Source organism: Asanoa ferruginea (assembly GCF_003387075.1).
GTDB classification, from domain to species: domain Bacteria; phylum Actinomycetota; class Actinomycetes; order Mycobacteriales; family Micromonosporaceae; genus Asanoa; species Asanoa ferruginea.
The window spans coordinates 5088492-5102348 of the sequence record NZ_QUMQ01000001.1 but is presented as its reverse complement, the minus strand read 5'-3'; the positions used below and the strand labels follow the sequence as shown (position 1 = coordinate 5102348).

Here is a 13857-nt window from a genome sequence, read left to right as displayed (position 1 = left end):
TAATCGACTGATAACATGTCAACGACAAACCCGAGGAGGACACGTGACCCGCACCCGGCTCACCGCCGCCGAGCGCAGCGTGCAGCTCATCGACGCGGCGATCATCGCGTTCGCCAAGGGCGGGTACGCCGGCACGAGCACCGACGACATCGCGCGACTGGCCGAGGTATCGCAGCCCTACGTGATCCGGCTCTTCGGCTCGAAGAAGGCGCTGTTCATCACGGTGATCGAGCACGTCAGCGGCCGGATCCAGGAGGCCTTCCGGGAAGCGGCGCCGGCCAGCGGTGCACAGCTCGCCGACCTGGCCAACGGCTTCGACAAGCTACTGGCCGAGCGTTACCTGCTGCCCGTGCTGCTGCACGGCTTCGCGGCGGCCAACGCCGACGAGGAGATCGGCCGCACGGCGCGCGGCTGCTACGGCAACATCTACACGCTCGTGCGGGGGCTGACCGGTGTGACCGACGGCGAGGCCCGCGACTTCATGTCGACCGGCATGCTGCTCACCGTGCTGGCGTCGATGAAGGTGATCGGTCCCGACCCGGTCGCCCAGGACCCGTGGATGACCGAGATGATCGGCAGCTTCGAGCACGAGAACCGCTACAAGAACTGACCGCCCGCCAGTGACGACGGGCGGCCAGCAGGAAAAACCGGGATCAGCGCACCGGCCTCGGCAGCCCCATCGGGCTCTCGTTCCACAGCCGGTCGAGCGCGGTCACCACGTAGGTGTAGCGCTGCCCGGCCCGCGCTGACGTATCCACATAGGACTGCGCCCGGGCGGTGCCGATCAGGTGGGTCGCGTCGGCCAGGTCGCAGGCGTTCGGGACGCGGGTGCCGTCGAAGCGGTAGACCGCGTACGACGTCGCCTTGCCGAATGGCCCCACCCCGTCGACCGGTTGGTGCCAGCGCAGGGTGACCGCCCCCGCCCCGTCGCGGGTCGCCGACGTGACCACCGGGAACATCAGCGGTTTGTGTGGCAGGTGGGTCATGGTGGGCACCAGCGCCGGGTGCGCGTAGTGCTCGGCCGCGTAGATGTCGGTGGCGCCCAGCTTGTTGTCGCGCACCTGCACCGCGCTGAAGTGCACGTGGCCCGACACGTTGTAGTCCTGCGCGAACGCCAGGTGGTCGGTCATCTCCCGCGGGTCGTTCCAGTTGGTGTCGGCGTTGGCCGCGATCTTGTAGTCGGCCTCGCCGATGTAGAGCTGCACGTCGGTGCCGGCGACCACGTCGGACCACCACGGGATCAGCTTGGCGTAGTCGGCCACCGTGAACCCGATGCTCCAGTAGATCTGCGGCACGATGTAGTCGATCCACCCCTCCTTGACCCACTTGCGGGTGTCGGCGGAGATGATGTCGTAGGACTGCGAGCCGGCCGTGTCGGAGCCGAGCGGGTCGGCGGTCTTGTTGCGCCAGATGCCGAACGGGCTGATGCCGAACTTCACCCAGGGCTTGACCCGCTTCACCGCGGCGCCGAACTCCTGGACCAGCAGGTTGATGTTGTCGCGCCGCCAGTCGGCCTTGTTGGTGAAGCCCCGGTTGTAGGCGGCGAACGTCGCGTCGTCGGCGAAGTCCTGGTTGGCCGCCGGGTAGGGGTAGAAGTAGTCGTCGAAGTGCACCCCGTCGACGTCGTAGCGGGCCACCGCGTCGAGCATCGCGGTCTGCACGAACGCGCGTACCTCGGGAATGCCGGGGTTGTAGTAGAGCCGGGCGCCGGCGGCGTTGACCGGGTAGGCCTGCACCCAGTCGGGGTGCTGCCGCACCGGGTGGTTGGGCGCCAGCTTGTTGATGTCGACGCCGGCACCGTCGGGCATCGAGACCCGGTAGGGGTTCATCCAGGCGTGGAACTCGAGGTTGCGCTTGTGCGCCTCGCCGATCAGGAAGGCCAGCGGGTCCCAGCCCGGGTCCTGGCCGCGCACCCCGGTGAGAAACTCCGACCAGGGCTCGTGCGGCGAGGGCCAGAACGCGTCGGCGGTCGGCCGGACCTGCACGACCACCGCGGTGTGGTGCAGCCGCTGTGCCAGGTCGAGCCAGCCGAGATATTCGGCCTTCTGCGCGGCGATCCGGTCGGGCGCGGTCTGCGACGCCTTGGTCGGCCAGTCGATGTTGACGACCGACGAGATCCACATCGCCCGGAACTCCCGCTTGGGCGCGGCCGGGTTGGTGACACAGGCGGCGGTCGAGCCGGTGGTGGGCGCGGCGGAAGCCGGCGCGGGCGCGAGTGCGAGCAACGAGACGGACAGCACGGCAGCGCTCAACGCCGCGCCGATGGGGCGTTTCATACGTGCGTACCTCCATTGGAGATTTTCGCCGTCAGTGACAAACCACTGAAGGAAATCTTCACGGGAAGCGCACCCGAAAGCAAGACCTACTTGAATGCGTGTCTCGGTGACTCGGACCTTGACCCCGCCCGCTGGCAGGGGGCACAGCCTGCGGCCGGCGTGTCGCGGCGCGGACGGGGTGGGCCTGTTCGGGCGTACATGTTCTTTCACGGGATGGCAACAGTTCCCACGGTTGGTGCGGCATGATCGGAACGCATTCGCGCAGCTCCGGACTGCGCCCACCCGCCACCCAGGTCATTGAGCGGCGGCGGGCGGCGCACGTCATCAGGAAAGGGCCACGTCGCTGTAGTAGTAGATGCGCCTGGCCGCGGAGGTCGGGTTCACCGACGTGGAGAGCTACGAGAAGTGGGGTGCCCGAGCAGGGGTTCGCCACACGGCCCTGGTCAGGCTGTCCCGTTGAACTCGCGGCAGACGACGCGGCGATCCGGACGAGAGCCAGCGATATGTCGCTCACTTCGATCGCTCGGACGAAGCCAGGCAGCGCGTCCTGAGCCCGTCGAGCTTCGGTTCGCCGCGCGACCTCCGCTCATGCCGATGACCGCATCCGGCTGCACACCGTCGCCGTCATCTGATTTCAGCCCGGAAAGGCGAGGGATTGTGTCCGTCTGCATTGGAGATGCACGACAGGCTCGAACCCCGGCGGTCCTGACGGGCTCGAACCCGGGTGGGGTTACGGGGACGCGCACCTCGCCCGTCGCGTGCTGGAACCCGGCTGGCGCCTCGGCCAAGCCCGCCTGGAGGTCAACGACCTCGCGGGATCGAGATGGTCACACTCGACTCCGACGTCGCCGACTGCGTCAGCAGCTGGCTGAACCACAGCGCCGACTCGATGATCGGTGGTGGGATGTTCTTGCGGCACGTGAACAGGACCTCGCTCGGGTGATACCGCGTTTGGCCGGCTACGAGTCGAGCTATTACCAACGGCTGTTGGACAGCGCCCACACTGACCACTGAAAACTCACGAACGCGGTGAACGCGAAGACGGCGACCTGGGAGGCGCTGTGGCCCCGGCGCTGTCGCAAGAGGCGCGGATCGAGATGGGCGCGGAGCGGGCACGCGCCAATACTGGTACCGCGCATATGGTCCCCCAGAGAGTGAGAGGCCAGCGCTAGTCCGATCCACGTCAGGGTAGTCGGCCCACACCTGGATCTGTTAGGACCAGTGTTTGCACCACGGGCGCCGCCCGGCATGTCCACCACGTCGTGTTGACTTTGCACGATCTCGATCGGGCGCAGGTGGACACTGCACCCGATGGCCGACTCCGAATATCGGATGGCCGTCCCGGGGACGCGCCCGTATCGTGCCGGGATGATCGACGAGTCGGTTTACCCGTATGACCACGTCGAGTCGCTGGTGGAGCAGGGACGGCCGGACGACGCGATCGCGTTTCTGGAAGACCGTGTTCGCGGGGGCCACTGGGAGGATCTCGACCGCCTGTCCGACCTGCTGGTCGAGCATGGACGCGCCGATGACGCGGAGGCGGTGTGGCAGACCGCCATCGACTCCGGTGTGGCCCACGCCCACCATGGCCTCGCCTACATGCTGGCCCGCTGGGGCCGGTTTGACGAGGCGGTCGCAGTAGGGCGGGTGGCTCTGGCGGCGGGCGAGCCGCGGGCCAGGGTCGATCTCGCCATCCTGCTCTGCAAGGCGGAGCGGATCGAGGAGTCCATTGTCGAGTATCGCGCGGCGGTGGCGGAGGGCGACGTCGCGGCGGGCGCGGCACTAGCGAAGATGTACGCCCGCAACGACCAGTTCGAGGAAGCGGTCCAGGCCTACCGGGCGGCGATCGGCGCCGAAGGTGTCGCGCGCTGGCCGCTGGGTGCGATCTTCGAGAAGTTCGGCCACGTCGACGAGGCGGTGGCCGCGTACCGGGCTGCCGTCGAGGCCGGCGAGAACCACGTTCGCGACCGGCTGACGCGCCTGCTGGCGGCGCACGGCAGGCTGGCGGAGGCGACTGTGGTCGTCCAGGCCCAGGTGGCAGAGGCGGGCCACAACCCGTCCTACCAGCAGCTCGGGTGGTTACTGACCGAACAGCGGCGGTTCGCCGAGCTCAAGGCCGCCGCGGTCGCGCTCAAGGAGACGAACCCGATCGCGAGGGCGTACCTCATCAAGGGCGCACACCAGTCCGCGAACCTCCACGACGAGTCCGAGGAGGGCAGCGCACGAGTGGTGCGTCAGCTTCCGGGCCGCTGGGACAAGGCGGCTACCTAGTGCGTTCGCAGCGGCCGGCGACCACGTCCGTGGTCGCGCCGCCAGCGAGCGGATCTGCCGATGAGCGGGCTTCTACCGGGCCGGGCGTTCGTAGAGGAACTCCGTGCCGTCCTCGTCGTCCCACTGCTCGCCCACATGGACGAAGCCGAATCCGGCAATGGTCGCCAGCGAGGCATGGTTCTCGGGGCTGATGCTGGCCCGCACCGTGACAGCCGAGCGCTCGGCGGCGGCCCAGCGCAGCAATTCGGGCACCATTGACCTGGCGTAGCCACGCCTGCGGTAATCCGGATCGGTGCCGTATCCGATCTCCACCATGCCATCGCCGTCGGGCGGACCGTGGAAACCGTACGGGGCGGGGAGACACCCCCCGCTCCGCCGCGCCACGCCCGACTGTCGCCGGCGGCCTTACCTCTTAAATGCGGGTCTTGGGTACGTGCCGGCGGTAGGCGCTGACCGTCGGGTCGCCGGCGATCCAGAAGCGCCACTCGAGGTCGTGCGCGCCGGTCACGCCGACCCGCGGCCCGGCCGCGATCGCGGTGGCCGGCACCGCCGACGGTCCCCAGGCCAGCCGCACCGGGCTGGCCCGGTCGAACAGGTCCAGCCCATAAGCCGAGCGGTCGATGCCCAACGCCGAGCAGAGCCGCGCCGGACCGCGGGCCAGGTCGACGTCGCGCTTCACGGTGAGCCGGCGGGCCCGGGCGGCGTCCACACCGGACACCACCTCGCCGGCCCGCAGCAGGACCGCCGAGGCCACCCCGGGCGTGCCGGTGACCACGTTCATGCACCAGTGCATGCCATAGGTGAAATAGACGTAGGAGAACCCGGCCGGACCGAACATGATGGCGTTGCGGGTGGTCCGGCCGCGGTGGGCGTGCGAGGCCGGGTCCTCACCCGTCCCCGCGTAGGCCTCCACCTCGGTCAGCCGGACCGTCACCCCGCCCGCCGACAGCGTGCAGCCGAGCAGCGACCGGGCGGCGTCTTCGACGTCGCCTGCCAGCACCGACCTCAGCGCGGGACGACGCGCTGCGCGGCCCACTCCCGCCAACCTTCCAGCTTGTCCTGCACCGACGCCAGCTGGTCGGCGACCGGGCCCGGGCCCGTCGAGCCCGGTGTGGTGCGCGACGCGAGCGCCGACTCGACCGACAGGACCGTGCCCACCTCGGGGGTCAGCAGCGGGCTGACCTGGCGCAGGTCGTCGTCGGAGAGTTCGTCGAGCGCGCAGTCGCGGGTCACGCAGAGCGAGACCAGCTTGCCGGTCACCTCGTGCGCGTCGCGGAACGGAACGCCGCGCCGGACCAGCCAGTCGGCCACCTCGGTGGCCAGCGTGAAGCCGACCGGTGCGGCGGCCGCCAGGCGGTCGACCCGGACGGTCATCGTGGCGATCATCCCGGCCAGCGCCGGCAGCAGCAGTTCGAGCGTGTCGACCGCGTCGAAGACCGGTTCCTTGTCTTCCTGCATGTCGCGGTCGTAGGTCAGCGGCAGGCCCTTGAGCATCGTCAGCACCGTGACGAGGCCGCCGATCAGCCGGCCGGACTTGCCGCGGGCCAACTCCGCGATGTCGGCGTTCTTCTTCTGCGGCATGATCGACGAGCCGGTCGCGAACGCGTCGTCGAGCTCGACCCAGCCGAACTCCTGCGAGGTCCAGAGCACCACCTCCTCGCCGAGCCGGGACAGGTGCACCCCGGCCAGCGCGGTGATGAAGAGGAACTCGGCCACGAAGTCGCGGTCGGCGACGGCGTCCATCGAGTTGGCCGCCGACGTGGTGAAGCCCAGCTCCTTGGCGACCACCACCGGGTCGAGCGGCAGCGACGAGCCCGCCAGCGCGCCGGCGCCGAGCGGGGAGATCGCGGTGCGCTTGTCCCAGTCGCGGAGCCGGTCGAGGTCGCGCAGCAGTGGCTGCACGTGCGCCAGCAGCCAGTGGCCGAAGGTGACCGGCTGGGCGTGCTGGAGGTGGGTCATGCCCGGCGCCGGGGTCTCGACGTGCTGCGCGGCCTGCTCGACCAGCACCGACGCCAGCTCCACGAGCCGCGAAGCCACCCCGCGGGCATGATCGCGCAGATACAGCCGCAGGTCGGTGGCGACCTGGTCGTTGCGCGAGCGGCCGGCGCGCAGCTTGCCGCCGAGCGAGCCGAGCCGCTCCAGCAGCCCGCGTTCGAGCGCGGTGTGCACGTCTTCGTCGTCGACCGTCGGCCGGAACGACCCGGAGGCGCAGGCCGCCTCCAGGTCGTCGAGCGCGGCCAGCGTCTGGCCCAGCTCCTCGGCGTCGAGCAACCCGGCGTGCGCGAGCACCCGGGCGTGTGCCCGGGACCCGGCCAGGTCGTAGGGCGCGAGGCGCCAGTCGAACTGGACGCTCACCGACAGGCGGGCCAGCGCTTCCGCGGGGCCGCCGGCGAACCGGCCGCCCCACAGGCTCGTGCGCGAAACAGGCTGATCAGTCACGGACACCATTCTGTCGGTCACGCCGACGGGCCACCGAACCGGGCATCCCGGGCGGCCGCCATCCGCGACGGCAGGCCCCAGAGCTGCACGAAGCCCTTGGCCAGCGACTGGTCGAACGTGTCGCCGGTGTCGTAGGTGGCCATGCCGAAGTCGTAGAGCGACGTCTCCGAGCGCCGGCCGGTGACGACCGCACGACCGCCGTGCAGGGTCAGCCGCACCTCGCCGGTGACGTACTTCTGACTCTCGTCGATGAAAGCGTCCAGCGAGTGCTTCAGCGGCGAGAACCACAGGCCGTCGTAGGCCAGCTCGGCCCAGCGCTGGTCGACGCTCTTCTTGAACCGGGCCACGTCGCGCTCGACGGTGACGGCCTCCAGCTCCTGGTGCGCGGTGATCAGGGCGATCGCGCCGGGTGCCTCGTACACCTCGCGGCTCTTGATCCCGACCAGCCGGTCCTCGACCATGTCGAGCCGGCCCACGCCCTGGGCACCGGCCCGCCGGTTGAGCTCGGCGACGGCCTGGAACGGGGTCACGGTCTCGCCGTCGATCGCGACGGGTACGCCGGCGTCGAAGGTGATCACGACCTCGTCGGCGTCGCGCGGCTCGGCCGGGTTGGCGGTGTAGGAGTAGACGTCTTCGATCGGGGCGTTCCAGATGTCCTCCAGGAAGCCCGTCTCGACGGCGCGACCCCAAAGATTCTGGTCAATGGAGTACGGGGATTTCGCCGACACGTCGATCGGCAGGCCCTTCTCCTCCGCGTACGCGATCGCCTTGTCCCGGGTCCAGGCGAAGTCGCGGGCCGGTGCGACCACCTTGAGCTCGGGCGCGAGCGCGCCCAGGCCGACCTCGAAGCGGACCTGGTCGTTGCCCTTGCCGGTGCAGCCGTGCGACACGATCGTGCCGCCGTGCTTGCGTGCCGCGGCGACCAGGTGCTTGACGATCAGCGGCCGGGACAGCGCCGAGACCAGCGGGTAGCGGTCCATGTAGAGCGCGTTGGCGCGGATGGCGGGCAGGCAGTAGTCGGCCGCGAACTCGTCGCGCGCGTCCACCACCTCGGACTCGACCGCACCGCAGTCGATCGCCCGCTGGCGGATCACGCCCATGTCCTCGCCGCCCTGGCCGACGTCGACCGCCACGGCGATCACCTCGGCGCCGGTCTTCTCGGCGAGGTATGGAATGGCGACGGAGGTGTCGAGGCCTCCGGAATATGCGAGGACGACGCGCTCGGTCATCAGGTGGTGCTCCCTTCGAGTGGTTCTCCGGCCCAGCCGGAAAGTTTGTCGGCCAGGGCGGCTCCGCCCATGGCGTCACGAGAAACGACGAGGATCGTGTCGTCGCCGGCGATGGTGCCGACGACCTCGGGAAGCCCGGTGCGGTCCAGCGCGCTGGCCAGGAACTGCGCCGCACCGGGCGGGGTTCGCAGCACGGCGATGTTGCCGCTCGCGTCGACCCCGGTCAGCAGTTCGCGGAGCAGGCGGATCAGCCGGGCCGAGGCGGCCTCGGCGTCGCGCAGCGGGCGTACGCCGTCTTCCGGGATCACGTAGGCGGCCGGGCCGTCGGCGCCGCGCACCTTGACCGCGCGCAGTTCCTCGAGGTCACGCGACAGCGTCGCCTGGGTGACCACCAGGCCGTCGCCGGCCAGCAGCTCGGCCAGCTCGGTCTGCGAGCGGATCGCCTTGGCCCGGATCAGCTCGACGATCCGGGCGTGCCGCGCCGCGCGGGTGATCGGCGAGGTCATGCGGACTCACCCAGCAGGAACGCGAGCAGCGCTTTCTGCGCGTGCAGGCGGTTCTCGGCCTGGTCGAGCACCGCGCTCTGGACACCGTCGAGCACGTCGTCGGTGATCTCGTGGCCGCGGTGGGCCGGCAGGCAGTGCAGCACGACCGCGTGCGAGGCGGCCTCGGCGACCAGGTCGGCGTCGATCCGGTAGGGCAGGAACGGCGCCATCCGGTCGTAGCCGTCGTCTTCCTGGCCCATCGAGGTCCAGGTGTCGGTGGCCACGACGTCGGCGCCCTGGACGGCGACGTAGGGGTCGGTCATCGTGCGCACCGAGCCGCCGGTGCCCGCGGCGATCTCGGTGGCCCGTTCGAGCACCGCCGGGTTGGGCAGGTGCGCGTCGGGGCCAGCCACCCGCACGTGCATCCCGGCCGTGGCGCCGGCCAGCAGGTAGGAGTGCGACATGTTGTTGCCGGTGTCGCCGAGGTAGGCCAGCACCCGCCCCTGCGTGCCGCCGCACCGCTCGCGCACGGTCAGCAGGTCGGCCAGCAACTGGCACGGGTGGAAGCCGTCGGTGAGCGCGTTGACCACCGGCACGGTGGAGCCGGAGGCGAGCTCGGCGAGGTGGCTGTCGGCGAACGTACGCACGACGATCGCCGACACGTAGCGGGACAGCACCCGGCCGGTGTCCGCGGCGGTCTCACCGCGGCCGGCGTGCGTGCCGCCGCTGTCTATCACGATCGGGTTGCCGCCGAGCTCGGCGATGCCGGCCGCGAACGAGACCCGGGTGCGCAGGCTCTGCTTGTCGAACAGCACCGCCACCGACTGCGGTCCCTCGAGCGTGCGGAACTTGAACCGGTCGGCCTTCATCGCCGCGGCCAGGTCGAGCACCGCCGACTGCTCGGCCGGGCTCAGGTCGTCGTCGCGGAGGAAGTGGCGAGTCATGCGATTACCTCGGAAAGGGCCGCGACGAACGCGTCGGCCTGGTCGGCGGTCAGGATCAGGGGTGGTGCCAGCCGGATCGCGTTGGGCTGCACCGGGTTGACCAGGAAACCGGCCTCGCGCAGCCGGCCGGCCAGCTCACCGGACACCGGCTCCGTGAGCACGATGCCGAGCAGCAGGCCGGCGCCGCGGACCTCGCCGACCAGCGGGTGGTCGAGCGCCTCGATGCCGCGCCGGAGCCGCTCGCCGACCCGCTTGACCGAGTCGAGCAGGCCCTCGTTGGCGATCGTGCCGATCACCGCGAGGGCGGCGGCGCAGCTCACCGGGTTTCCGCCGAACGTGGTGCCGTGCTGGCCCGGCGCGAGCAGGTCGCCGGCCGCGCCGAACGCGACGCAGGCGCCCAGCGGCAGCCCGCCGCCGAGGCCCTTGGCCAGGGTGATCACGTCGGGCTCGACGCCGTCGGCCTGGTGTGCGAACCAGTGGCCGGTGCGGCCGATCCCGGTCTGCACCTCGTCGAGCACCAGCAGCGCGCCGTGCTTCGTGGTGATCTCGCGGGCCGCGGCCAGGTAGCCGGGCGGCCGGACGACCACGCCGTTCTCGCCCTGGATCGGCTCGAGGATGACCATCGCGGTCTCGGTGGTGACGGCGGCGGCCAGCGCCGCGGCGTCGCCGTAGGGCACGTGGGTGACCTCGCCGGGCAGGGGCCGGAACGGGTCGACCTTGGCCGGCTGCCCGGTCAGCGCCAGCGCGCCCATCGTGCGCCCGTGGAAACCGCCCTCGGTGGCGACCACGTGGGTGCGGCCGGTCAGCCGGGAGAGCTTGAAGGCGGCCTCGTTGGCCTCGGCGCCCGAGTTGCAGAAGAACACCCGGCCCGGGCGGCCGGCCAGCGCCAACAGCAGCTCGGCGAGGGCGACCGGCGGCTCGGCGACGAAGAGGTTGGAGACGTGGCCGAGGGTGGCCACCTGGCGGCTGACCGCTTCGACCACCGCGGGGTGGGCGTGGCCGAGCGCGTTGACGGCGATCCCGCCGAGCATGTCGACATAGGATCGGCCGGCCTCGTCGGTGACGACGGCGCCGGTGCCGCGGACCAATGCCAGCGGCGGCGTGCCGTAGTTGTCCATCATGGACCGCTGCCAGCGGTCGACCAGGGTCATGCGTTCACCACCATGGTTCCGAAACCTTCCGACGTGAACACTTCGAGCAATGTGGAGTGTGCGACCCGGCCGTCGACCACGTGTGCGGCCGGCACCCCGCCGCGGACCGCGCGCAGGCAGGCCTCCATCTTCGGCACCATGCCCGCCGCCAGGCTCGGCAGCAGCACTTCCAGGTCGGCCGTGCTGATCTGGGAGACCAGGCTGGCGGTGTCGGGCCAGTCGGCGTAGAGGCCGGGCACGTCGGTCAGCACGACCAGCTTGCGCGCCTCCAGCGCGATGGCCAGGGCGGCCGCGGCGGTGTCGGCGTTGAGGTTGTGCAGCACGCCGTCGACGTCGGGCGCGACCGTGGAGATCACCGGGATCCGGCCGGCGGCGATCAGGTCGGTGACCGCCGAGGTGTTGACCGCGTCGACGTCGCCGACCTGGCCGACGTCGACCGGCTCGCCGTCGACGAACGCCGGGCGGCGGACCGCGGTGAACAGCCGGGCGTCCTCGCCGGAGAGCCCGACCGCGTAGGGGCCGTGCTCGTTGATCAGACCGACCAGTTGGCGGCCGACCTGGCCGACCAGCACCATCCGGACGACGTCCATCGCCTCCGGCGTGGTGACCCGCAGGCCGCCGCGGAACTCGGTGACGATGCCCAGCCGGGCCAGCATCGAGGAGATCTGCGGGCCGCCACCGTGCACGACGACCGGCTTGAGGCCGGCGTAGCGCAGGAACACCATGTCGGCGGCGAAGGCCCGCTGGAGCTCCGGGTCGACCATCGCGTTGCCGCCGTATTTGACGACGACGGTGGCACCGTGGAACCGGGCCAGCCACGGCAGCGCCTCGATCAGCGTCGCCGCCTTGACCTGCGCGTCGCTGAGGTCGCGGGAAAGGGAAGCTGTCATGTCGAGTAGGCCGAGTTCTCGTGCACGTACCCGTGTGACAGGTCGTTGGTCCAGATCGTGGCAGCGGCGGTGCCGGCGTGCAGCTCGACCTTGACCGTCACGTCGCGCCCGGTGAGGTCTACTTTAGAGCGGTCTTCGGCTGCGCCGCCGGCGCGGCAGACCCAGACCCCGTTGACGGCGACGTCGAGCTGGTCGGGCTCGAAGGCGGCGGCCGTGGTGCCCACCGCGGCCAGGATCCGGCCCCAGTTGGGGTCGTTGCCGAACAGCGCGGTCTTCACCAGGTTGTTGCGGGCGACCGAGCGACCGACCTCGACCGCGTCGTCGTCGGTGGCGGCCCCGGTGACCTCGATCGCCACCTTCTTGGTCGCGCCCTCGGCGTCGTCGACGAGCTGGTCGCACAGGTCGCGGCAGGCCGCTGTCACCGCCTCGGCCAGCTCCTCGGGCGTCGGCTCGATCCCGCTGGCCCCGCTGGCCAGCAGCAGCACGGTGTCGTTGGTGGACATGCAGCCGTCGGAGTCGACCCGGTCGAAGGTCAGCCTGGTGGCCTCCCGCAGCGCGGCGTCGAGCGTCTCGGTGCCGGCGACCGCGTCGGTGGTCAGCACGCAGAGCATCGTCGCCAGCCCGGGCGCGAGCATGCCGGCGCCCTTGGCCATCCCGCCGACCCGCCAGCCGCCGCCGTCGACCACAGTGGACTTGGGCCGGGTGTCGGTGGTCATGATGGCCCGTGCCGCCGCGGCGCCACCGTCGCGGGCCAGGCCCTTGACCGCCGCGCGTACGCCCGACAGCAGTTTGTCCATCGGCAGCCGCTCGCCGATCAGCCCGGTGGAGCAGACGGCGACCTCGCTGGCACCGATCAGCAGCCGCGGCGAGTGCTCGCTGACCAGCGCGGCGGTGTGTTCGGCGGTGGCGTGCGTGTCCTGGAAGCCGAGCGGCCCGGTGCAGGCGTTGGCGCCACCGGAGTTGAGCACCACCGCGCGCACCACTCCCCCACGCACGACCTGCTCGCTCCACAGCACCGGCGCCGCCTTGACCCGGTTGGCGGTGAAGACACCGGCGGCGGTCGCGTCGGGACCGTCGTTGACGACGACCGCGACGTCGAGGGCGCCGGCGGCCGACTTGAGACCCGCGGCCACACCGTGCGCGCGGAAACCCTTGGGCGCAGTGATCGTCATGGCATGACTCCGAAGGCGGACAGGCCGGTGGTCTCCGGCAGGCCGAGCATGAGGTTGGCGCACTGCACGGCCTGGCCGGCGGCGCCCTTGCCGAGGTTGTCGAGCGCGCTGACCACGATCACCCGGCCCGAGTCGCGATCGACGGTGGCTTGCAGGTGGCAGGCGTTGGAGCCGAGGGTGGCCGCGGTGCGCGGGAAGACCCCTGCGGGCAACACCTTGACGAAGGGCTCACCGGCGTACGCGGCCGCGAGCACCTCGGCGGCGTCGGCCGCACCGGTCGGCCGGGCGGTGACGGTGGCCAGGATGCCGCGCGGCATCGGCGCGAGCAGCGGGGTGAAGGACAGCGAGCGGGCGCCGCTGGCCTGCTTGATCTCCGGCACGTGCTGGTGCGTGCCGGTCTTGTAGGTGGACAGGTCGCCCATCACCTCGGTGGCCAGCAGGTGCGGCTTGGCCGCGCGGCCGGCGCCGCTGGTGCCCGAGGCGGCGACCACGACCACGTCGTCGGCCTCGACCGCTCCCGCGGCGATCAGCGGCGCGAGGGCGAGCGTGATGGTCGCGGCGTAGCAGCCGGTGTTGGCGACCCGGCCGGCCGCGGCGATGGCGGCGCGCTGGCCGGGCAGCTCGGGCAGCCCGTAGGTCCAGGTGCCGGCGTGCGGGCCGCCGTAGTAGCTGGCCCAGGCCGCCGGGTCGGTCAGCCGGAAGTCGGCGCCGAGGTCGACGATCCGCACCGACTCGGGCAGCTGGGCGGCCACGGCCGCCGACTCGCCGTGTGGCAGGGCCAGGAACACCAGGTCGGCGTCGGCCAGCACGGCGGGGTCGGTGGTGGTGAGCGTCAGGTCGAGGCCCGCGAGCTGCGGGTGGACGGCCGCGAGGGGTGCGCCGGCCTGGCTGTGCGCGGTGACGGCGACGAGGTCGAGCTCGGGGTGCCCGGCGATCAGGCGGACGAGCTCGCCGCCCGCGTATCCACTCGCCCCGGCCACCGCGACCCGGATGCCCATGT

General features: G+C 71.3%; 13 protein-coding genes. 2 read left to right on the top strand and 11 right to left on the bottom strand.

The features are described from left to right. Positions 1 to 43: 43 nt before the first annotated feature. Complete coding sequence (locus DFJ67_RS24015; protein ID WP_116070072.1) at positions 44 to 610, top strand: TetR/AcrR family transcriptional regulator; 567 nt, start codon at positions 44 to 46, stop codon at positions 608 to 610. Between the two features lie 43 nt (positions 611 to 653). On the opposite strand, the gene DFJ67_RS24010 is transcribed toward DFJ67_RS24015, so the two are convergent. After that, positions 654 to 2276, bottom strand: coding sequence for a glycoside hydrolase family 10-like protein (locus tag DFJ67_RS24010; protein WP_116070071.1), 1623 nt, complete (start codon positions 2274 to 2276; stop codon positions 654 to 656). A gap of 1368 nt (positions 2277 to 3644) precedes the next feature. Here DFJ67_RS24010 and DFJ67_RS24005 point away from each other — a divergent pair. Continuing rightward, entirely contained in the window at positions 3645 to 4547 is a 903-nt protein-coding gene (locus tag DFJ67_RS24005) for a tetratricopeptide repeat protein (RefSeq protein ID WP_170215943.1), read from the top strand. Positions 4548 to 4619: 72 nt separating this feature from the next. Here the strand turns inward: DFJ67_RS24005 and DFJ67_RS24000 are convergent, their stop codons facing one another. From DFJ67_RS24000 to argC, 10 genes are read right to left on the bottom strand one after another with little or no spacing between them, the layout of a single operon-like run. Further along, complete coding sequence (locus tag DFJ67_RS24000; RefSeq protein ID WP_275407667.1) at positions 4620 to 4931, bottom strand: GNAT family N-acetyltransferase; 312 nt, start codon at positions 4929 to 4931, stop codon at positions 4620 to 4622. A 28-nt stretch (positions 4932 to 4959) separates the two neighbouring features. Continuing rightward, the gene (locus DFJ67_RS23995; protein ID WP_239097288.1) at positions 4960 to 5556 is read right to left on the bottom strand and encodes a DNA-3-methyladenine glycosylase; all 597 of its coding nucleotides are present in this window, start codon (positions 5554 to 5556) and stop codon (positions 4960 to 4962) included. After that, positions 5553 to 6995: an argininosuccinate lyase gene (gene argH, locus DFJ67_RS23990; RefSeq protein WP_116070067.1), complete on the bottom strand. Its 1443-nt coding sequence runs from the start codon at positions 6993 to 6995 to the stop codon at positions 5553 to 5555. Before argH ends, DFJ67_RS23995 begins: the two co-directional genes overlap by 4 nt. 8 nt (positions 6996 to 7003) lie before the next feature. After that, complete coding sequence (locus DFJ67_RS23985; RefSeq protein ID WP_116070066.1) at positions 7004 to 8215, bottom strand: argininosuccinate synthase; 1212 nt, start codon at positions 8213 to 8215, stop codon at positions 7004 to 7006. Continuing rightward, on the bottom strand, positions 8215 to 8721 hold the full coding sequence (locus DFJ67_RS23980) for an arginine repressor (RefSeq protein WP_116070065.1): 507 nt from the start codon (positions 8719 to 8721) through the stop codon (positions 8215 to 8217). Before DFJ67_RS23980 ends, DFJ67_RS23985 begins: the two co-directional genes overlap by 1 nt. Next, a complete protein-coding gene (gene argF / locus DFJ67_RS23975) occupies positions 8718 to 9644 on the bottom strand; it encodes an ornithine carbamoyltransferase (RefSeq protein ID WP_116070064.1) in 927 nt (308 codons plus the stop codon). The genes DFJ67_RS23980 and argF overlap by 4 nt, the downstream gene beginning before the upstream one ends. Further along, positions 9641 to 10795 (bottom strand): acetylornithine transaminase, encoded by a 1155-nt coding sequence (locus DFJ67_RS23970; RefSeq protein WP_116070063.1) that lies wholly within the window; start codon positions 10793 to 10795, stop codon positions 9641 to 9643. The genes argF and DFJ67_RS23970 overlap by 4 nt, the downstream gene beginning before the upstream one ends. Beyond that, on the bottom strand, positions 10792 to 11685 hold the full coding sequence (gene argB, locus DFJ67_RS23965; protein WP_116070062.1) for an acetylglutamate kinase: 894 nt from the start codon (positions 11683 to 11685) through the stop codon (positions 10792 to 10794). The genes DFJ67_RS23970 and argB overlap by 4 nt, the downstream gene beginning before the upstream one ends. Beyond that, positions 11682 to 12857 (bottom strand): bifunctional glutamate N-acetyltransferase/amino-acid acetyltransferase ArgJ, encoded by a 1176-nt coding sequence (gene argJ, locus DFJ67_RS23960; protein ID WP_116070061.1) that lies wholly within the window; start codon positions 12855 to 12857, stop codon positions 11682 to 11684. Before argJ ends, argB begins: the two co-directional genes overlap by 4 nt. Next, on the bottom strand, positions 12854 to 13855 hold the full coding sequence (gene argC, locus DFJ67_RS23955) for an N-acetyl-gamma-glutamyl-phosphate reductase (RefSeq protein WP_116070060.1): 1002 nt from the start codon (positions 13853 to 13855) through the stop codon (positions 12854 to 12856). The genes argJ and argC overlap by 4 nt, the downstream gene beginning before the upstream one ends. Between the last annotated feature and the right edge of the window lie 2 nt (positions 13856 to 13857).